The 19,132-nt window shown below is 73.4% G+C and carries 17 protein-coding genes and 2 pseudogenes; 8 read left to right on the top strand and 11 right to left on the bottom strand.

The window, feature by feature from the left end:
- Window positions 1-62: 62 nt before the first annotated feature.
- The 8 genes from OIE12_RS32800 to OIE12_RS32765 form a co-directional block, all read right to left on the bottom strand.
- Entirely contained in the window at window positions 63-584 is a 522-nt protein-coding gene (locus OIE12_RS32800; RefSeq protein WP_329141587.1) for a GNAT family N-acetyltransferase, read from the bottom strand.
- 147 nt (window positions 585-731) lie between these two features.
- Window positions 732-1,622, bottom strand: coding sequence for a LysR family transcriptional regulator (locus tag OIE12_RS32795; protein WP_329141586.1), 891 nt, complete (start codon window positions 1,620-1,622; stop codon window positions 732-734).
- Window positions 1,623-1,640: 18 nt separating this feature from the next.
- Complete coding sequence (locus OIE12_RS32790; RefSeq protein ID WP_329141585.1) at window positions 1,641-2,339, bottom strand: nucleotidyltransferase domain-containing protein; 699 nt, start codon at window positions 2,337-2,339, stop codon at window positions 1,641-1,643.
- 44 nt (window positions 2,340-2,383) lie between these two features.
- On the bottom strand, window positions 2,384-3,607 hold the full coding sequence (locus OIE12_RS32785) for a cellulose-binding domain-containing protein (RefSeq protein WP_329141584.1): 1,224 nt from the start codon (window positions 3,605-3,607) through the stop codon (window positions 2,384-2,386).
- 176 nt (window positions 3,608-3,783) lie between these two features.
- Window positions 3,784-5,112 carry an SGNH/GDSL hydrolase family protein gene (locus OIE12_RS32780; RefSeq protein WP_329141583.1) on the bottom strand — a complete coding sequence of 443 codons (1,329 nt, stop codon included), beginning with the start codon at window positions 5,110-5,112 and terminating at the stop codon, window positions 3,784-3,786.
- A 207-nt stretch (window positions 5,113-5,319) separates the two neighbouring features.
- Window positions 5,320-6,108 (bottom strand): hypothetical protein, encoded by a 789-nt coding sequence (locus tag OIE12_RS32775; protein ID WP_329141582.1) that lies wholly within the window; start codon window positions 6,106-6,108, stop codon window positions 5,320-5,322.
- Window positions 6,109-6,245: 137 nt separating this feature from the next.
- A complete protein-coding gene (locus tag OIE12_RS32770; protein ID WP_329141581.1) occupies window positions 6,246-7,091 on the bottom strand; it encodes a hypothetical protein in 846 nt (281 codons plus the stop codon).
- Window positions 7,084-7,668 carry a SigE family RNA polymerase sigma factor gene (locus OIE12_RS32765; protein WP_329141580.1) on the bottom strand — a complete coding sequence of 195 codons (585 nt, stop codon included), beginning with the start codon at window positions 7,666-7,668 and terminating at the stop codon, window positions 7,084-7,086. Before OIE12_RS32765 ends, OIE12_RS32770 begins: the two co-directional genes overlap by 8 nt.
- A gap of 277 nt (window positions 7,669-7,945) precedes the next feature.
- Here OIE12_RS32765 and OIE12_RS32760 point away from each other — a divergent pair.
- A pseudogene (locus tag OIE12_RS32760) lies at window positions 7,946-8,212 on the top strand (putative quinol monooxygenase); the annotation flags it as partial.
- Here the strand turns inward: OIE12_RS32760 and OIE12_RS32755 are convergent.
- The gene (locus OIE12_RS32755) at window positions 8,158-8,307 is read right to left on the bottom strand and encodes a hypothetical protein (RefSeq protein ID WP_329141579.1); all 150 of its coding nucleotides are present in this window, start codon (window positions 8,305-8,307) and stop codon (window positions 8,158-8,160) included. The pseudogene OIE12_RS32760 and the gene OIE12_RS32755 overlap by 55 nt on opposite strands.
- A gap of 48 nt (window positions 8,308-8,355) precedes the next feature.
- Window positions 8,356-9,366: a GlxA family transcriptional regulator gene (locus tag OIE12_RS32750; RefSeq protein ID WP_329141578.1), complete on the bottom strand. Its 1,011-nt coding sequence runs from the start codon at window positions 9,364-9,366 to the stop codon at window positions 8,356-8,358.
- A 44-nt stretch (window positions 9,367-9,410) separates the two neighbouring features.
- On the opposite strand from OIE12_RS32750, the gene OIE12_RS32745 reads away from it, so the two are divergent.
- Entirely contained in the window at window positions 9,411-10,184 is a 774-nt protein-coding gene (locus tag OIE12_RS32745) for an NAD(P)H-dependent oxidoreductase (RefSeq protein ID WP_329141577.1), read from the top strand.
- A gap of 11 nt (window positions 10,185-10,195) precedes the next feature.
- Here the strand turns inward: OIE12_RS32745 and OIE12_RS32740 are convergent, their stop codons facing one another.
- Window positions 10,196-10,960, bottom strand: coding sequence for an SDR family oxidoreductase (locus tag OIE12_RS32740; protein ID WP_329141576.1), 765 nt, complete (start codon window positions 10,958-10,960; stop codon window positions 10,196-10,198).
- A 102-nt stretch (window positions 10,961-11,062) separates the two neighbouring features.
- Between OIE12_RS32740 and OIE12_RS32735 the strand changes: the two genes are divergently transcribed.
- From OIE12_RS32735 to OIE12_RS32710, 6 genes and pseudogenes are all read left to right on the top strand, one after another.
- Window positions 11,063-11,917: a helix-turn-helix transcriptional regulator gene (locus OIE12_RS32735; protein ID WP_329141575.1), complete on the top strand. Its 855-nt coding sequence runs from the start codon at window positions 11,063-11,065 to the stop codon at window positions 11,915-11,917.
- Between the two features lie 233 nt (window positions 11,918-12,150).
- Window positions 12,151-12,768: an NADPH-dependent FMN reductase gene (locus OIE12_RS32730; protein ID WP_329141574.1), complete on the top strand. Its 618-nt coding sequence runs from the start codon at window positions 12,151-12,153 to the stop codon at window positions 12,766-12,768.
- A 259-nt stretch (window positions 12,769-13,027) separates the two neighbouring features.
- Window positions 13,028-14,926 carry a WD40 repeat domain-containing protein gene (locus tag OIE12_RS32725; protein WP_329141573.1) on the top strand — a complete coding sequence of 633 codons (1,899 nt, stop codon included), beginning with the start codon at window positions 13,028-13,030 and terminating at the stop codon, window positions 14,924-14,926.
- A complete protein-coding gene (locus OIE12_RS32720) occupies window positions 14,923-16,218 on the top strand; it encodes an MFS transporter (RefSeq protein ID WP_329141572.1) in 1,296 nt (431 codons plus the stop codon). The genes OIE12_RS32725 and OIE12_RS32720 overlap by 4 nt, the downstream gene beginning before the upstream one ends.
- Window positions 16,219-16,394: 176 nt before the next feature.
- Complete coding sequence (locus tag OIE12_RS32715; protein WP_329141571.1) at window positions 16,395-18,284, top strand: AfsR/SARP family transcriptional regulator; 1,890 nt, start codon at window positions 16,395-16,397, stop codon at window positions 18,282-18,284.
- A gap of 134 nt (window positions 18,285-18,418) precedes the next feature.
- Window positions 18,419-18,910: pseudogene (locus OIE12_RS32710) on the top strand (NADPH-dependent FMN reductase); the annotation flags it as partial.
- Window positions 18,911-19,132 lie beyond the last annotated feature (222 nt).

Genomic DNA, 19,132 nt, shown 5'->3' with positions numbered 1-19,132 from the left:
GACACCTCGTCAGGTCGTTTGCCAACGACTCAAGTCCTATCAACCACCACTGACAATCGCCCTCAGCCCAGTCGGCGGGCGAAGCAGACCGCCATGGGGTGGCCCTTGTAGGGGCCGTAGCCGTCGGTGCGCCGGTAGCCCTCGCGGTCGTAGAAGCGGATCGCGTCGGGCTGCTTCACCCCCGTCGAGAGCTGCACGGTGGTGATTCCCCGTCGGCGTGCGTGATCCTCGAGTGCGCGCAGGATGTCCGTGGCCACGCCCGTGCCGCGGGCGTCCGGGGACACGTACATCCGCTTGATCTCGCCGCTGCCGTCGGGCAGCAGGCGCAGGGCGCCGCAGCCGGTCGCGTCGCCGGCGGCGTCCCGGGCGACCAGGAACACGTCGACGTTCTCCGCGGTCGGTTTGTCGGTCTCCTGGTCCGGGATGCCGTAGCGGGCGGCCAACTCCCGCTCCATGGCCGCGCGGAGGCGGTCGCCGTCGGCACAGTCCCAGGGCTCCTGCGAGAGGGTGAACATCACGGCACTCCAGTCGTCGTCACGTCGTACGGGCCCGCCGGTCAGGCGGATGACGCGTCCGCGCGGCACCGTGGCCCGTCGGCGCGGCGGACGTTCTCCGGTGATCCAACCAGCGTCACCGGCCCCGCCGGTAATGCCGATGCGGCAGCGCCGGGCATGCCTCACCGGCATGCCACGACCGCGTGACACCACGCGGCACGCAGTACGCTCAGGCGGTCAACTGCCCGCCGCTGCCCATCGGTTGCGCGCATGGTCGACGAACTCCTCGGCGATCGGGTGTGCGCCGTGCGACGGCACCCCGATCTCCAGGACGCTCCCGGAGAGGCCCTCGACCGGCCGGACGCCGAGTCCGGGGAGACCGGCGTCCGGCAGAGTCGAGCCGTGGACGAAGGCGATCGCCCGGCCCAGCACGACGGCGGCGAGCACGTCGGTGGCGTTCCGTACCAGGGGACCGTGCCGGCGGGGGCGCCGGTCGACGTCCGCGCCCGTCCAGTGGTCCGCCTCCTGCGGGGACATGCCCGCCCAGTGGGTGACCGGCTCGTCCCGCAGGTCGGACAGGGTCAGCCTCTCCCGGGCCGCCAGGGAATGGTCCGCGCGCAGCAGGACCATGCGCGCTTCGCACGCGAGCCGGTCGACCGTCAGCCCCTCCCGGTCGTGCCGGTCCCGCAGGAACGAGACGTCCGCGCCGCCCGCCCGCAACTCCTCCACCGGCGACAGCCATTCACGCGGGACGACGTTCACCCGTACGCCCGGGCGGTCCGCCTCGAAGGACCGGCTCGCCGCCGTCACGGCCACCATGTCGCACAGCGGGGCGGTCACGGTGAGGGTCTCCGCCGCGGTCCGCATGCCGCGTACACGGTCGAGAGCCGCCCGGGAGCGGTCCACCAGCGCATACGCCTCGGTGAGCAACGCCGCTCCCGCGGCCGTGAGTTCGGTGGCGCGGGAGCGGCGCACGAAGAGGGGGACGCCGACCGTGCGCTCCAGCGTCCTGATCGACCGCGACAGCGCGGGCTGGGTCATCATGAGCCGCTGTGCGGCCCGTGTGATGCTGCCGGTCTCCGCGACGGCGATGAGGTGGTTGAGGTGTCGCAGCTCGAGGTCGGGCACGGCTCGGACGATACCGGCTCACCTCACGACGTAGCCCTCCCACAGGGGGCCGCCGGCGGTGTCCAGTGCCCGGGTCACGGCGGCGTCGAAGCCCTCGATGTCGCCGCCGACCGCCTCCGCGGCGGCCTCGTGCAGCGCCCGGTGCAGTGCGGGGTCGGCGGCGGCCAGCCGACGTGACAGCCACTTGCCGCCGCCGAGCCAGTGGCCGCCGGCCAGGAGGACCAGCTCCGAGGCGCGCTGGAGCAGCTGCGCGACCAGGTAGACCCGCTCCGCGGGGTCCGCGCAGCCGCGCAGGTCGTCGAGCAGGTCGGTCACGACGTACCGCAGGTAGTCGCGCTCACGCTCCGAGAGCGGCGGCGGGCCCGCGGCCCAGCGTCTGCGCGCCTCCTCCTGGAGCGAGGCGCCCAGCCCGTCCGCGTCCACCAGGAGCATGCCCTCGGCACACATCGAGAGCAGCGGCGAACTCCGCTTGGCGGTCTCCTTGTCGGCGAAGTCGCGCCAGACGGCCTCGGTCTGCAGGAACAGCTCCACCGGCCAGCCGCGGTGCACCAGCGTCTCCCGGCCCGGGGCGGGCGGCCCGTCCATGACGACCACGATGTCCAGATCGGACATGGGCGTCCGGCGCTCGGTCAGCACGCTGCCGGCGAGGAAGGCCGCCCGGGCGTCGGGGCAACGGTCCCGCACGAGGGCGCGGGCGGTGAGGATGGGATCGTCCATCCCCACAGCCTATGCGGCGGCGACTGGCCCGTGGTGTGCCGCCGTCAGCAGTCGAGGGGCGCGGAGCCGACGGCGACGTCGTCGAACCAGAGGGTGTCGTCGCCCGACGCGTAACTCTCCCACCCCAGGCGCAGGGCCGTCGGCTTGGGCGGTGTGGTCCGGGAGAGCCACTGCTGGTCGACGTCCTGCGTCGGTACGCCGTCGGCGTGCAGCCCCGGTACCAGCTCGTCGCCGAGCCAGGTGTCGAGCTCCGGCGCGGTGGTGTCCACGGCGAACCGCAGGCACTGCCAACTCCCGGTCGGCAGCGGTCTGCTGAGCGCCACGCCGGCCGGGCTCTGGGCGGGCAGGGTGGCGTCGTCGCTCTCCCGGTTCCACTGGAGGGCCCCGTTCTGACCGCCGACGCGCAGCGCCCGGCCGTTCTGCGAGGCGTCCGGCAGCGACACGAAGGCGACGTGCGAGGCGGGCAGTGCGGTGGTGTGCCGTACCCACATCCGGAAGTACAGCACCGGGCCCGCCGTGGAGAGGTCCGCGTCGGCGGCGGCGAACGCGTGGTTGCAGTAGCCGGCCCGGCCGTCCACCCGCAGCGACTTGGCGCCGCCGTGCGCGACCTGGCTGTCGACCGCCACGGTTCCCGAGCCCTGGCAGTCGGGGGCGGTGAACTTCCAGTGGCCGGAGGGGCCTTGGCCGTCCTGGTCCTCGAAGTCGGCGCAGACCACGGCGCCGTCGCCGCAGGACGCGGGAGGCTCGGTGGTGGGCGGTTCGGTCGTGGGCGGTTCGGTGATGGGCGGTTCGGTGGTGGGTGGCTCGGTGGTGGGCGGTTCGGTGGTGGGCGGGGCCGTGTCGCCGTCGCCGCAGGACACACCGTTGAGCGCGAAGTCGTCCGGCGTGGGGTCGGCGGAGCTCCAGGTGCCCTGGAGGCCGAAGTCGGCGGTGCCGCCGCTGCCGAGGGAGCCGTTCCAGCCGGCGTCGACCGCGGTCACCGAGCGGCCGCTCTGGGTGACGGTCGCGTTCCAGGCCGAGGTGACCCGCTGGTCGCCGCCGTACGTCCAGGTCAGCCGCCAACCGCTCAGCGCGGCCCCGAGGTTGGTGACGCGGACCTGCGCGGTGTAGCCGCCGGCCCACTGGTCGACGGTGTAGTCGACCCGGCATCCGGCCGCCGTGCCGTCGCCGCTCGCGGGGACCGCCGCGAGGAGCGGTACGGCGAGCGCGAGGGCGGCCATGAGCACCGCCCAGGGTCTGCGGAGCAGGCGTGCGAGAACGGCGGTCATGTGCGCCTCCGGGGCAGGGGGGAGCCGTCGGATGTGCGGGAGGGTGGTGCGGGAGCGGTAGTGCGGGGGTGCGGATGCGAACGCGTCATGGGAGCGCTCCCACCCACACTTCCCTCCATAGCAGCGACGAACCACCTTCCTGTCAAGAGCGGGCGCGTGCGGCCGGCGCGTGGTTCCTAGCGGAAGAGTGCGACGGGGACGGCCTCGGCCAGGGCGCGGTAGCCGGCCGGGTTGAGGTGGAGGTGGTCGCCGGTGTCGTACGCCGGCCGCAGCCGGCGCTGGTCGTGCGGATCGCGGACCGCGCGGTCGAAGTCGACGACGGCGTCGAACCGGCCGCCGGTGCGGATCCACCGGTTGACCGCCTGCCGCGCCTTCTCGCGGACGCCGTCCGGGTCGTCGTAGCTGTTGCCGCCGAACGGGGTGAGCGTGGCGCCGTAGACACGGAGGCCCTGGGCGTGGGCGCGGGTGACGATCTGCCCGTAGGCGCCGATGAGGTCGTTCGTGACCTGCTCGGCGGCCGCGGGCGTCGCCCCGGCGGTGCCGATGTCGTTGACGCCCTCGAAGACGAGCAGGCGGTCCACGCCGCTCTGCGCGAGGACGTCGCGGTCCAGCCGGGCCAGCGCGTTCGGGCCGAGTCCGTCGCGCAGGACGCGGTTGCCGCCCGCGGCCTGATTGATGACGGCGATGCCGCCCGTGCCCTTCGCTACGGAGCGGGCGCGCAGCCGGTCCTGCAACTGGTCGGGCCAGCGGTCGTTGCCGTTGGTCGTGGAGCCGCGGCCGTCGCTGAGCGAGTCGCCGAGGACGACGGTGGCGGAGGTGGACCGCTTCGCCCACACCTCGAGGCCGCTGAGGAAGTACCAGTGGTCGGCGGTGGTGGCGCCGGGCAGGTCGCCGTCGGTGAGGTGGTCGCCGGCGAGCAGGTACGACGTCGTGCGGGAGCCGGGGTGGGAGGTGATCGACGTGGAGGCCTGGCCGTGGGCGAGGTGGACGGTCACGGTGAGGTTGGTGCCGGGGCGGACGTCGAGGTCGAGCGGGTCGCTGACCGCCTGGGCGCCCTGCGGGACGTCGAAGCCGGGCCGGCCGCCGAACCTCACCCGGTGGGTGCTCCCCGGCACGATCTCGTCGACGCCCGCCTTCCCGTCGGCGGGGCGGGCCACGGTGACGCCGGTGATCGGCAGGTCGGTGCCGCCGAAGGCGTTGGAGAAGCGCAGCCGCAGCCGCTGTCCGCCCACCGTGACGTGCACGGTCTGGCGCAGAGTGGCGTCGTCGAGCACGCGGTCGGCCCGGGTGAACGGTGCGGGCGGCATGTTGCCGGGCTCGGTCAACTGGGGCATGGACGCCCAGGTGTCGACCCAGTGGCCGCCGGTTCTCGCCGCGGCCACGGAGCGCGCGGTCGCGGAGGTGCCGCTCTCGGCGCCCTGCACGCCGGGCGCCTGGCAGACGGCGAAGCCCGCCGCGAGGAGGGCGGCCGCGACGCCGCCGAGGAGCGGCGCTGATCGCTTCATGAAGGGGAGCCTCCTTGTGCGTTCGGTGTGCCGCGCGGTCGCCGAAAGTTTCGCGCCCACGTCCTCACCGAAGCCGTACGACGAGCCGCCTCAATCAGCGGCCCGGAGGAATGTACGAGCGGTCACTCGTCGGGGTCAAGGCATGCGCAGTACGCCGCGCCTTACTGCCGACGCGGGGCGACAGTTTCGAGCAGATTGAGGGCCTGGTCAGCGTGCCAGGGACGCCGCGTCGCCCATGACGATCATCGGCCTGCGGGACGGGTCCAGGGCGCGCAGCAGTTCCTTCATGTGGTTCCTGGCGATGCTGACGCACGCCTGGGTGGGGCCGTGGTGGTCGACGTGGATCCAGATGCCGCCGCCCTTCTCGGCGCCCTGCGGACGGGTCCAGTCCAGCGGGGTGGTGCCGGGCTCGCGGTTGTAGTTGATCGCGACGACGTAGTCGAAGGCACCTTCCAGCGGTTCGCCCCGCGAGCCGGTGCCGGAGATCCGGAAGCCCGTGGACCGGTCGTAGGGCAGCCGGGTGCCCGGGTCGGGCAGCAGGCCGCCCGCGTCCGTGAGGGTGAACGCGCCGATGGGGGACCGCAGATCGCCGATGCGGTGGTCGTCGGTCCAGCCCTTGAGCGCGTTGTGGGCGGGCCAGGACCCGGTCGTGGGCTCCCAGCCGTCGGCGGTGCGCTCGTAGAGGCGGACGGCGGCGGTGCTGCCGTCGCGGTCCTCGCCGGTGACGAGGAGGACCTGACCGGTGGAGTCGGGGACGCGGGCGAGCAGGGCGGGACCCACGCCGGGCAGCACCCGCCGGGTGCGGACGGTGTTCTCGGTGACCCCGGGCCGTCCGGCGGTGGTCGTGGACGTCGCGTGGTCGGCGGGCCGGTCCGCCCCGTCGGTGCCGGCCGAGGGGCCGGCGCAGCCGCACAGGAGGAGCACGGCACCGGCCGTGACCGCGGTGCCGTGGCGGACCGGGCGGGAAGGAAGGTGGGCGGGGCGGTACAGGGGCATGACGTGGGGGGTCCTTCGGGGGGCGGTGGGTGCGGTGGGGTTGCTGTCGGGTCGTTCCGGGCGCATGTCGGGTGTGGTCGCTGTCGGTGTTTCCGGAGGAAGTCAGGTGTGCCGGCGGCACGTTGTCCGCGAGGAGGTCAGCTGTCGCGGGCCGAGCCGATGAGTGTCTTGACCTGGGCGAGCACGTCGTTCCAGGCGTCCGCGGAGCCGTCCGGGACGGCCTCGATGTCGAACGCGTGCTCGCTGTCGTAGCGGGGGTCGACGGTGGAGGACGGCGCGGGGCCGTGGTCGTCCCGCCCCGCCGGGTCGGCCGGGGGCTCACCCAGGCACATGCTCACCTGGAGGGCGGGGCGGTCCCGCCCCGGTGTCCACAACGGGCGGGCGGCGTACTGGAGTCGGCCTCCCAGGCTCCGGCAGGCGGCGCCGGGTGTGCGGGCCGAGGCGTGCCGGGAGGCGGGCGGTGCGGTGGGCGTCGTGCCGTCGAGGGCTTCGAAGGCGACGAGGGCGCCGCCCGGCTCCAGCGCGGACAGCGGCGCGCACGCGAACGTGTCCACGGCGCCGGTGGTTCCCTCGCCGCATGTCCCGGCGACGCGGTCGGCGTCGAGGGGCTGCCCGGCGGCGTAGACCACGGCCCCGTCGTCGCCGCGGGGCACGGCGAGCGCCTGCCACCCGGCGGGCACCTCCAGGGTGAGCCCCGAGACGGTGGCGAACCGCTGGAGGCGAGCGTCCGTCTCCGCCGGGGCGGTCGCCGCCGGGGGTGCGGTGTCCGGCCGCGCGCCGGACGAGCCGGTGCCCAGCCAGAGCCCGAGGCCCGCGGCGGCCAGCGCGCCCGCCGCCGCGGCCCGCATCCGGCGCCGGCGCCGCACCCGGCGCCGTACCTGCCGCATCCGGTCGGCCGGCGCCTCCAGGTGCGGGACCACCCGTTGCAGCAGCACCCGCAGTTCGGCGTCCTCGCCGGTGTCCGTCACCTCGTGGTCAGGCACGCGACTGCCCTCCGCCCGCCGTACAGGCCGACAGTGAACCGTCGTAGCCGGGCGGGGGTGCCGTGCCGTCCAGGGGCCGGTCGCCGAGCACGGTGCGCAGGGTGCGCAGTGCCTTGACGCTCTGGCTCTTGACGGTGCCGGGCCGGCAGCCCAGAATGCCCGCGGTCTCCTCGACCGAGAGGTCCTCCAGATAGCGCAGCACCAGCACGGCACGCTGCCGCCGGGGCAGGTGCCGGACCGCGTCGGCCAGCGACTGTTCCAGGTCCACGGCGGCGAAGGGGTCGCCGGACGAGGCCCGGTCGGGCAGTTCGCCGTGGGGCACCTCGCCCTTCCAGCGGCGCTGCCACCACGAGGCGTGCGTCGTGACGAGCGTCTTGCGGACGTACGCCTCCGGGTGCTCGTCGGCGATCCGTGGCCACTTGGGCCACACCTTCGCCAGTGCGGTCTGCAGCAGGTCCTCCGCGAGGTGCGGGTCCGCCGTCAGCAGCCACGCCATGCGCAGCAGGCGGGGTCCGCAGGCCGCGACGAACGCCTCGAAGTCCCGCGCGCTGCCGCTGTTGCCCATCGCGCCGGTCATGCCCCCGCCATCGTGCCTGTGCGATTCGTGTGTCGCTCACACCAAGTGAACCGGGTGGGGACCGCTTCCGGTTGCCCCGCACGCCGGGGAAAATTCGTGCGGGGGGCGATCGGGTCGGCGGACGTGCGGCATCCGGTGGGCGCGGTGGTCACCTTCCTCCTGGCCCGTTGGCCGCTCAGCGGCCTGATCCGGGGTCCGGTCGGGGACCTGGGCGTGGTCCTTCGCCGGCCCCGGCGGCGGAAGCCCGGTCCGACGCGCCACCGTTGAGGACGATCACATGAGTCGGCATCGCGCCGGAACAGGGTCCGCGGACGGGTACCGCCCGGGGTCCGGCGGCGGTGTTGGAGCGAAGACGAACGAGAAGAGAGAGGGCCCTACCATGACCTACGGCTGTACGACCTCGATGAAGACCCGGCCCGGCTCCCGGGAGGAGGTCGTGGCCCTTCTCCTGAGTGCCGTCGACGGGCTCCGCGAAGCGGGATGCGATCTCTACGTCGTGGGGCTCTCCCACGACGACGACGTGACGATCCGGGTGACCGAGGTGTGGAGGACCAAGGACCACCACGACGCCTCCCTGCGGCTCCCGGAGGCGAAGGCGGCCATCGGCGAGGCCATGCCGATGCTGACGGGTGAGTTCACACCAAGCAGGAGTTCTCGGTGGTGGGCGGCCTGGGGGTGTAGGGCCGGTCAGCCCCTGCCGCGGAACGTGGCGCGGTACGCCGTCGGGGAGACGCCCAGTTCGGCCTGGAGGTGCAGGCGCATCGAGCCGGCGGTACCGAAGCCGGCGTCGGTGGCGATCTCCTCGACGGGGAGGTCGGTGCGCTCCAGCAGCGTGCAGGCGCGTTCCACGCGCTGCCGGGTCAGCCAGCGGCCCGGCGAGGTGCCGATCTCCTCACGGAAGCGCCGGGTGAACGTGCGCGTGCTGGTGGACTCCTGGGCCGCCAGCTCCCGCAGGGTGAGCGGCCGGTGGAGGTTGGCGAGCGCCCAGGCGCGGGCCCGGGCGGTGGAGGAGACCGCCGGTTCGGGCAGCGGCCGGGTGATGTACTGCGCCTGGCCGCCCTCGCGGTGCGGCGGGACGACGGTGCCGCGGGCCACCTCGCCCGCGACGTCGGCGCCGTGGTCGGAGCGGATCATGTGCAGGCACAGGTCGATGCCCGCGGCCGCGCCCGCCGAGGTCAGGACGCCGTCGTCGTCCGTGTAGAGGACGCCGGGGTCGAAGGCCACGTCCGGGAAGCGCTCCCTGAAGCGTGCGGACGAGCGCCAGTGGGTGGTCGCCCGCCGCCCGGCGAGCAGTCCGGCCCGGGCCAGGACGAACGAGCCCGTGCAGATCGACGCGACCCGGGCGCCGGGCCGCACCCGGGCCAGCGCGGCGGCCAGCGCCGGTTCGAGCGGGCCGGCGCCGGGCGCGCGGTCGCTCTCCGCCCCGGGGACGAACACGGTGTCGGCCTCGGCGAGCGCCTCGGGACCGTGCGCGACGGTGACGGTGAAGTCGGTGTCCGTGCGGATCTCACCGGCCACGAGCGCGCAGGTCACCACCTCGTAGAGCGGCTCCCCGGCCGCGGAGCGGGCCTGGCCGAACAGCCGGTGGACAATGCCGAGTTCGAACGGCAGCATCCGGTCGCGGACCAGGACGGCCACCCGGTGGCGGCCGTCGCCTGCGAAGACGGTCATGGCCCGATCTTCGCACATGTTGTCCATCGGGCCAGTCGTGGCGGTGCCGCCGCCGTCACATGATCGACGCCATGAACATTCTCTGGGTCATGGCCCACCCCGATTCCCGTTCCCTCACCGCCTTCCTCGCCGCCGAGGGCCGGCGCGCGCTCCTGGACGCCGGCCACGAGGTCGAGGTCTCGGACCTCTACGCGATGGGCTGGAACCCGGTGGTCGACACCGCGGACTACGCCCACGATCCCGCCGAACGGTTCCTGGTCGCGGCCGCCGCGAAGCGCGCCCACGGCGCCGGCACGCTGAGCGCCGACATCCGGGCCGAGCAGGACAAGCTCGACCGGGCGGACGCGCTCGTCGTCCAGTTCCCGCTGTGGTGGTTCCAGATGCCCGCGATCCTCAAGGGCTGGTTCGACCGGGTCTTCGTCCAGGGTTACGCCTATGGTCTGCAGGCACCGGACGGACGGCCGCTCGGTTACGGGGACGGTTTCCTCTCCGGCAAGCCGGCGCTGGTCGTCGCCGGCGCGGGCGGACCCGCCCGGTTCTACGGCGGACGGGGCATCCACGGAAGCCTCGACGAACTGCTGTTCCCGCTGCTGCACGGCACGCTCTTCCACTCCGGCGCGACGGTGCTTCCGCCGCTGCTGGTCCCGGGCGCCGACCGGTACACGCCCGAGGACGCGGAGAGCGCCGCCAAGGAGCTGCGCGAGCGGCTGCGCACCCTGTGGACGACCGCGCCCCTCCCGTACCGCCCGCAGGACGGCGGGGACTACGACGACGACCGTGTCCTGCGGCCGGACGTCCTGCCCGGGCGGACCGGACTCGGCGTGCACCTCGCCCGGCGCCCGTAGGTCCGCCCGGGCTACTTCCCGTGCGGGTCGGCGGCGTTGAGTGCCCGGACGACCTGGTCGTAGTCGCCGCGGGACTCGCCGTGGCGGAGGAACTTCACCTGTTCCACCAGGATCTCCTCGGCGTCCGGCTGCGTCTCCAGCAGGGTGACGGTCTCGGTGACGTACGCGTCGAGCGGCATGGCGAGGGCGTTGTCCTCCTGGCCGGGCAGGAGTGCGGTGCGGACGGACGGCGGTACGAGTTCGACGACCTTCACGGTGGTGCCGTCGAGCTGCAGCCGCAGGGACTCGCTGAGCATGTGGATCGCGGCCTTGGACGCGTTGTAGCTCGGTGTGATGCGGAGCGGGGCGAACGCGAGGCCGGAGGAGACGGTCATGATCGTGGCGTCCGGCCGGGTCCGCAGATGCTCGACGAAGGCGGCGATCAGCCGGATCGGGCCGAGCACGTTCGTCGTCACCGTGGCCTCCGCGGTGGCGAGGAACGTCTCGGGGGCGCGCCAGTCCTCGACGCGCATGATGCCGGCCATGGTGACGAGGACGTTGAGGCCGGGGTGGCGCGCGAGCACCTGCCCGGCGGCGGCGGTGATGCTCTCGGGGTCGGTGGTGTCGATCCGCACGGTGTCGATGCCGGGGTGCTCCGCCGCGATCCTCTCCAGCAGGTCGGTGCGCCGGCCGCCGACGATGACGGTGTTGCCCCTGGTCCGCAGCCGGAGGGCGAGGGCGAGCCCGATGCCGCTGGTGGCGCCGGGGATGAAGACGGTGTTTCCGGTGATGTTCATGCCTTCGACTCTCACGCGTCGGGCCGCGCCGGTGCAGAGACCGTTTGTCGGGGGACCGCCGATCCCTGGCCGGCGGCACGGCGGGCGGTGACAATCGTGGACATGGACCGTGAAGCACTGGCCGACTTCCTGCGCCGCCGCCGCGAGGCGCTCCAGCCGGCGGACGTCGCGCTTCCCGCGGGCGTACGCCGCCGGACCCGGGGGCTGCGGCGCGAGGAGGTCGCGTCGCTCGCCGTGATGTCGACCGACTACTACACCCGGCTGGAGCAGCGGCGCGGCCCGCAGCCCAGCGAGCAGACGCTCGCCTCCCTCGCCAGGGCCCTGCGGCTGACGAACGGCGAGCGCGACTACCTGTACCGGATCGCCGGGCACAACGCCCCCGCGTCCCTGTCGGCCTCCACGCATGTCGCCCCCGCGCTGCTGCGGGTCATGGACCGCCTGGAGGACACCCCGGCGCTCGTCCTGTCCGACCTGTTGGAGACGCTCGTGCAGAACAGGATGGCCGACGCCCTGTTCGGTGACGTGTCCGGCCACACCGGACCGGCCCGCAGCGCGATCCACCGCTGGTTCACCGACCCCGCCGAGCGGCTGCTCTACCCCGAGGCCGACCGGGACCGGCAGAGCCGCGCCCAGGTCGCCTGCCTGCGCGCCGCCTACGGGCTGCGCGGCCCCAGGTCCCGGGCCGGCGAACTCGTGCGCGCCCTGCGCGGGACGAGCACGGAGTTCGCCGAGCTGTGGGAGCGGCACGAGGTCGCCCCGCGCTTCGAGGATCACAAGACGCTCCTCCACCCCGAACTCGGCGCCCTCGAACTGGACTGCCAGGCCCTGTTCACCGAGGACCAGTCGCAGACCCTCCTCGTCCTCACCGCCCCGCCCCACACGGAGAGCCACGAGAAGCTGCAACTGCTCGGCGTACTGGGCCTGAACCGGTTCGCCGGGGCGGACGGCACGAACTGAGCCCGAACCGGTTCGCCGGGGCGGACGGCACCACCGGGCCGTGCCCGGGCACCGGCCGGCCTCGGCGGCACCCGCGCGGCGGGCAGAGGAACGGATCGGGAACGAAAAGGGAACCCGGGCCTCCACTATCGACGATGCGCGGGGATGGTTCCCGCCGAGGCGGTGCCTCGGAACCCCCACTCCCGGCGTGACGGTCGACTCTCGCACCAGCCGACACGAGGGGAGGAGCCGGTATGACCCGCATCGTTCTCGTCTCCGGCAGCCTCAGGCGTCACTCTCTGAACAGCGCGTTGCTGGCCACGGCGCGGCGCGTCCTAAAGGAGCGCGGCGCGACGGTCCGCACGTCCGCGCTCGACCCGCGGTCCCTCCCCCACTTCGATCACGACCTCGACGTCGACGGCGGTCCGTCGCCGGTCGCGGCGGCGCGCCGGCTGGTCGCCGCGGCGGACGGTCTGCTGATCAGTACGCCGTCGTACAACGGCGCTCCCCCGGGGGTGCTGAAGAACGCCCTGGACTGGCTGTCCCGACCGCAGACCGACAGCGTGCTCGTCGGCAAGCCGGTGGCCGTCATCAGTGCCTCCCCCGGGTTCCACGGCGCGGCGGAGGCGCAGGAGGTACTGCGGGAGGTGCTCGACTGCGCCGGTGCCACCGTGCTCGCACACCCGGCGCTCGCGGTCGCCCGCGCCGACGAACTGCCATGCCGTGGCGGCGAGTTGGCGGACCCCGCGCTGCTGCCCCCGCTGCGGTCGATCGCCGACGCGCTGCTGTCCGCCGCCCGCCCCGCGCCGGCGGAACCGGCCGGTGTGTCCCCCGAGAGCCGGACCCGAGGCCCCGCCACCCCGGCGCGCTGAGCCCGGCCGGCCGCCCGTACCACTCACCGGATGCCGGAGTGATCCGCCCGGTGAGCCGGAAGAAGCGATGCGAGGAGGGAGGTGACCGACATGACCAAGCCCGTGCGCCGTTACGCCAAGGCCGTGCGCTAGGAAAACGGGTGCTCGGGGGTGTTCAGCCGGAAGAACATCCCCGAGCACTGTCCCGACCGCCGGCCGGAACTCCCGGGCACCCCCCACCACTTCGCCCCACCGCACGCAGGCCTGGAGGACTTACACCATGGACATGCCCAGCCGGACGGTCAGAATACTGCACATCGGAGACGGCACACTCCTCGCCACGGACGTCGCGGGCCGGATCCATCTGCTCGACGAGGACCTGAACCTCCTGCGCTCCTCCCCGGTGGTGCCGGACGGTCAGCCGGTCTACGCCGTGGCGGTCTCCGGCGACCATGTCGTCACGAAGGACAAGTACGGCGGGATCGGCCGCTGGTCGCTGCCCTCCCTGGACCTGCTGGACCACATCGACGCCACCCGGCTGTGCGACGACTCGCGGATGCCGGGAGAGGTGCCCTCACCCGTCGTCAACCGCGGGCTCGGCATCCGGAACGGCAAGGTCTACGTCAACAACGGCTATCTGCAACTGGTGGTCATCGACCTGCAGACCTTCCGGGTGGACCGGATCGTGCCGTCGATGAGCTCCGACTACCTGGAGTGGTTCGACTTCGGCCACCCCACTCTGCACGCGGTCACGGACAAGAAGGGGCAGCTCTTCCTCGGCGACGTCGAGAAGCGGGAGTTCCCCGTGCGGGTCCAGGTGGACGACCACTCCAACCTGCACCGTGTCGTCTGGGACTTCCGCCACCGGCGCTTCTGGGTCACGCAGGACAACGGCGCGGGCGAGACGGGGAACAAGTCGAACGGCATCGTCACGCTCACGGACGACGGCCGGGTCATCGAGAGCGTGGCGTTCGCGACGGACGACGTGGAGGTCATGACCTTCTCCACGGACCACCGGTGGGTCTACACGGGCGGGTTCGACGGCGATCTGTACGCCTTCGACAACAGCGGTCCGGACCTGAGGCTGGACCGCAAGGTGGCCTCGTTCGCCCACAACATCAACGACTTCGCCGTCTCGGACAGCTCCGACCGTCTGTTCGTCCTGACCCAGGACGGCGTCATCACGGCGCTCACCCCCGACGGCACCCGGGTGGCCCGCTCCTCCTTCCGCCACCAGTCCTTCTGGGACCTCCAGGTCCACCCGGACCGGCCCGACCGGCTGCTGGCCGCCGTGGACGAGGGCGTGGCCGAGCTGATCGTCGAACGCACCGGTCCCCCCGGCGAGATCGGCGTACGGGTGGCCGCGCAGCACGACCACCGCCTCGGCCTCACCCGCCGTGTCGTGCCGTTGAAGGACGGCGGCTGGCTCGGGGTCACCCGGGAGAACGTGGCCTTCCGGGCCGGGCCGGACGGCGCGCTGGTGTGGCAGGCGGCGCCGGGCGGCAGGCTGTCCACCGTCTCCCTCGACCCGGACGGCACACGGGCGCTGGTCACCTGCAACATCGGCGCCTACGAGCTGGACGCCGCGACGGGCCGGACGGTGGACACCTACGAGGTCGACAACGCCCCCGTCTGGGCGGGGACGTACACCCCGGACGGCGACCTGCTCCTCGGCGGCCGCAACGCGGTGGTGCGCAGGATCGACCGCGCCTCGCACACCGACCGCTGGGTCTCGTTCATCGGCGAGGAGGCGTACTGCAAACGCTTCCGCTTCGACGGCGACCGCGTCTTCGTCATGGGCGGCGCCGGCGTGCACGAGATCGATCCGGAGACGGGGACCGTGCTGCGGGTCTACTCGGAGCTGCTGGAGAACACCGCCGAGGACGCCGTCGTGGTGGACGGCCGGCTCTACACCACCACCTACGGACAGCAGTTGGGCGTGTTCTCCGATCCCCTGCCGCCGGGTCCCGCCGAACCCGAACTGCTCGGGCTGCTGGAGCCGTTGCCCGACTTCGCCAAGGCCGCGCACGCCGTGCGCAGCGCCGACGGCACGCCGTACCTCCTGGTCGGCGGGCGCGGCGGCTGGCTGCGGACGTACCGCCTCACCAAGGAGGGGCCCGAGCGGGTGCGCGACCAGTACCTGCGGCCCGTGGACCCCAGCCGCCTGGAGCGTGCGTGACGCTCGAGGAAGACGCGGGACCGTCCTCGCTGTGGCGACGACCGCGGTTCGTCTCCTTCAGCGCGGGGGTGTTCGCGAACAACCTGGGTGACGGCATCTACGCCGTCACCCTGCCCCTCCTGTCGTACGACCTGACCGGTTCCCTGCACGTCATGGCGCTGCTCAGCGCGGTGACCCCCGTCGCCCTGCTGCTCAGCGGGCCGCTCCTCGGGCACCTCGCCGACCGGTACGGGACGCGCGGACTGGTGCTGTCGGGTCTTGCCGTCCAGTTCCTCGCCGTACTGGTGCTGATCGTGGTGCTCGGCGGCGACGTCCGTCCCGGTGCCTGGCTGCTGGTGGTGTGCGAGCTGAGCGTGCAGTTCGGCGGCGCGACCTACCGCAGTGGCTGGTTCGCCAGTCTCCCCGCGCTCTTCCCGGACCAGCCGGGACAGGCGCGGGGCGTGCAGTCGGCGTCGTTCCGCGTCACCACGGTGCTCGGACCACTGCTGGCCGGCGCCCTGCTGGGGCCGCTCGGCTATGTGGGCCTGCTCTGGCTGAACCTGGGCACCTTCCTGGTGCCCGCCGCGGTGTGGCTCGCAGGGGTGCGGCCGCCGCGGAAGACGGACGGCGGCCGGGCGCACGACGGGTTCGCCCGGTCGGTCCTGGCCGGCTGGCGCGTGCTGCGCGGCAGCCGGGTGGTGTTCACCACGATGGTGCTGGTGGCGTTCGTGGAGGTGCTCGGCGGCACCGGGAGCCAGGCGCTGTCGGTCTTCTACCTGCGGGACGAACTGCGGCTGTCGGGCGGCCGGGTGGAGTTCGTCCTCACGGTGGTCAACCTCTGCGCCACCGCGGGCGCGCTGTGGGCCACCCGGATCGCCGGTGAGGGATCCCGGCTGCGCATCGGCCATGTCGCGCTGGGCGCACTGCTGACCACGGCGGGCAGCCTGGCCCTGATGACCTCCGGGTCGCCGGTGCTGGTGACGCTGGCGATGACCGGGCTCTTCGGTTCCTACAGCGTCCTCAACGTCGCGGCCGAGGTCCTGCTGTACCGCATGATGCCCGCCGAGTACATCGGACGGCTGTGGGGACTGTGGCGACTGGTGTGCGGCGGCGCGGAGGCGCTGGGACCACTGGTGATCAGCGTGAGCAGCGGTGTACTCCCGGTCAGGGGCGTATTCCTCGTGCTCGGGGCGATTGCTATGCTCCCGCTGTGCTGGCTGCTGCTGCGTATCCGTACCGGCTGGGACACCCTTCCACCCCCTCCCGCCGCGCGGCACGCCACCACGGTCCCCGGCCCGGCGGACACGGCATAGCCCCCGTGGGCGCACCCCCACTCCGTGCGGCGGCCGACCCCGCCGCCACGGACGCCCGCCTCCCGCGCCGCCCCGCACCTCCCCCACAGCGAAGACGCCCGGCGCCGCTGCCCGGCACGCACGCGGCGCCTCCCGTCCGCACCAACGGGGATCCGGACGAAAGATAAGGTCGTTACGTGACACTTCAACAATCCGGTATCCGCTTCCTCTTACTCGGGCCCCTGGAAGCATGGGACGAGGAACGGCGGATCCGCCTCGGGGGCACGCTCAACGAGCGGGTACTGGCCGTTCTGCTCCTGGAACGGGGCCGGGTCGTCCCGGTCTCCCAACTGGTACAGGCCGCCTGGGCCGGCGACCCCCCGGCGACGGCCTCCCACCAGATCCGCAAGGCCGTCGGCGAACTGCGCAGGCGCGTACCCGGCGGCGGTGACCTCATCGCCACCGAACCGTCCGGCTACCGGATGCTCCTGAACGAGGAACAACTCGACCTCAGCCTCTTCGCCGCCCACGAGGACGGCGCCCGTCAGTCACTGGCCGCGGGGAACCGGGCCGAAGCCGCCCGGCAGTGGGAGGCCGCCCTCGCCCTCTGGCGCGGCCCCGCCCTCCCGGACTCGGGCAGCGCCACCATCGAAGCGGCCTGCGCCCTGCTGGAGGAACGCCGGCTGAGCGCCCTGGAGTCCCTGGCCGACCTGCGGCTGTCCACCGGCCGGGCCGCAGGACTCATCGGCGAGTTGCGGCACGCCATCGCCGCCCACCCCTACCGCGAGTCGCTGCGCCACCGGCTGCTGCTCGCCCTGTACCGGGCGGGCCGCCAGGCGGAGGCCATCAACGAGTACGCCCACACCCGCACCCTGCTCGCCGAGGAACTCGGCATCGACCCGAGCCCGGAACTCTCCGAGCTGTACCAGGCGATCCTGCGCAACAGCCCCGAACTGTCCGTCCCGGCCGCGCCGGAGCGGCCGGCGGACGTGCCCTCCGGTGCGGCCGGGCACCCGCGGGGCACCGAACGGCCCTGTCCCTTCCCCCATGTGCCGGACGACTTCACGGGCCGTACGGCGGAGATCGACCGGATCCTTCGCGTCGCCGCCCGCGTCGGCGACCGCTCGCCCCGCATCGCGGTGATCGACGGCATGGGCGGCTCCGGCAAGACGGCACTGGCCGTGCGCGTCGTCCACCTCCTGGCGGAACGGTTCCCCGACGGTCTGATCTACCTCGACCTCAAGGGCTACAGCGAGGACGAGGAGGAACTCGGCCTGTCCGCCGCCCTCGACGTGCTGCTGCGGTCCCTGGGGCTGCCCGGCTCGGAGATACCCGAGGATGCCCGCGGACGCCGTGCCCTGTGGCGTGCGCGGACCTCCTCCCTGAAGCTGCTGGTGCTCTTCGACCACATCGGCGACCCCGCTCTGGTGCACGCGCTGCTGCCGCCCTCGCAGGACAGCTTCGTCCTCGTCACCAACCGCTCGCAGCTCCTGGACCTCGACGGCGCCGAGAACATCTCGCTGGGACCGCTGTCCGAGCGGGAGAGCGTCGAACTGCTGAGCAGTTCCATCGGTGACTCCCGGGCGGAGGCGGAGCCGGCGGCCACGGCCGAACTGGCCGCGCTCTGCGGGCACCTGCCGCTGGCCCTGCGGATCGCCGGCGCCCGGATCCGCAAGCGGCGGCACTGGACCGTCGGCTACTTCGTGGACCGGCTGCGCACCGCGGACAACGTCCTCGACGAACTGCGCAGCGGCTCCCGCAGTGTCACGGCCACGCTGGCGACCTCCTACGAGGCCCTCCCGCCCCGCATCCGCGCCCACTTCCGGCTGCTGAGCCTGCGTCCGGTCCCCGACGTCGACGTGGCGGCGGCCGCGACGACGCTGGGCACCGGCCCGGTCGTGGCCGAACGGTCCCTGGAGTACCTGGTGGACATGCATCTGCTCCAGCAGAAGGGGCTCGGGCGCTACTCCTTCCATCCCCTCGTCCAGGCCTTCGGCCGGAGCCTGCCCGACGACCGGAGCGGCCGGATGCCGCCGAACGGTTCCCCGGTGCTGCTGAGCCGCATCACCATACGTCCGGCCTCGTAGGCCCCGTCCTGGCCCTCCCTCCCGTCCCGCCGTGGTGTGCCGTGCCGCACCACGGCGGGACGGGATCGGGAACCGCTCGGGACCGCATCGGGAGGCCGACACCGGAACGTTGAACTCCGCCAGCGCTTCACGTCATGGCCCCGCCCGCGCGGCGGTGTTGTCCCCGGCGTCGAGGAGACCAGATGACCAGGATCGTTCTCATCTCAGGCAGCCGGCGGCCCCGCTCACTCAACACGGCGGCCCTCGCCACGCTCGAAGGAATCCTCGCGGAGGATCCCGAGCCTGCCGACACCCACGTACTCGTCCCCGACGGTCTGCCCTTCTACGACGAGGACGCCGACGCGGAGGGCCGGACCGGCGATGCCGTGCGCCGGGTCCGTGAACTGGTGGCGTCCGCCGACGCGGTGGTGATCAGCACCCCGTCGTACAACGGACTGATCTCCGGTCTGCTGATGAACACGCTGGACTGGCTGTCGCGCCCCTGGCACGCGGGGGCCCTGGCCGGCAAGCCGACCGCCGTGCTGAGTGTCTCCCCGGGCGCCCGCGGCGCCGTGGACGCCCAGCCCGTGCTGCGCTCGGTCCTGGAACGCGCCGACGCGGTGGTGATGGACGGGCCGCGGCTGGCGATCCCCTTCGCCGCGGCCCTCCCCCAGGCCGGGGGCCGCTTCACCCACCAGGGCGTGCGCGCCGAACTGACCGCGTTCGCGCACGCGGTGCTCGCCCACGCGCGCCGGCGCCCCGACACCGCGGGGCTCAGCCAGGAGCACGTGACCGTCGCACCGCTGCCGGCCCCCTCCGGTGCGGCCCCCGCCGCCCCCGCCGACCGGGCCGCCTCGGGAAGTGCGCCG

The organism is Streptomyces sp. NBC_00670 (assembly GCF_036226765.1).
Lineage (GTDB): Bacteria > Actinomycetota > Actinomycetes > Streptomycetales > Streptomycetaceae > Streptomyces.
This window is presented reverse-complemented; position numbering and strand designations above follow the sequence as displayed.

Excerpts from the sequence above, each read along its gene's own strand:
- OIE12_RS32780 (WP_329141583.1), bottom strand. The coding sequence starts at position 5,112 with ATGAAGCGATCAGCGCCGCTCCTCGGCGGCGTCGCGGCCGCCCTCCTC.
- OIE12_RS32785 (WP_329141584.1), bottom strand. The coding sequence starts at position 3,607 with ATGACCGCCGTTCTCGCACGCCTGCTCCGCAGACCCTGGGCGGTGCTC.
- OIE12_RS32745 (WP_329141577.1), top strand. The coding sequence starts at position 9,411 with ATGAACATTCTCTGGGTCATGGCCCACCCCGATTCCCGTTCCCTCACC.
- OIE12_RS32775 (WP_329141582.1), bottom strand. The coding sequence starts at position 6,108 with ATGCCCCTGTACCGCCCCGCCCACCTTCCTTCCCGCCCGGTCCGCCAC.
- OIE12_RS32725 (WP_329141573.1), top strand. The coding sequence starts at position 13,028 with ATGGACATGCCCAGCCGGACGGTCAGAATACTGCACATCGGAGACGGC.
- OIE12_RS32740 (WP_329141576.1), bottom strand. The coding sequence starts at position 10,960 with ATGAACATCACCGGAAACACCGTCTTCATCCCCGGCGCCACCAGCGGC.
- OIE12_RS32735 (WP_329141575.1), top strand. The coding sequence starts at position 11,063 with ATGGACCGTGAAGCACTGGCCGACTTCCTGCGCCGCCGCCGCGAGGCG.
- OIE12_RS32765 (WP_329141580.1), bottom strand. The coding sequence starts at position 7,668 with ATGACCGGCGCGATGGGCAACAGCGGCAGCGCGCGGGACTTCGAGGCG.
- OIE12_RS32790 (WP_329141585.1), bottom strand. The coding sequence starts at position 2,339 with ATGGACGATCCCATCCTCACCGCCCGCGCCCTCGTGCGGGACCGTTGC.
- OIE12_RS32750 (WP_329141578.1), bottom strand. The coding sequence starts at position 9,366 with ATGGACAACATGTGCGAAGATCGGGCCATGACCGTCTTCGCAGGCGAC.
- OIE12_RS32730 (WP_329141574.1), top strand. The coding sequence starts at position 12,151 with ATGACCCGCATCGTTCTCGTCTCCGGCAGCCTCAGGCGTCACTCTCTG.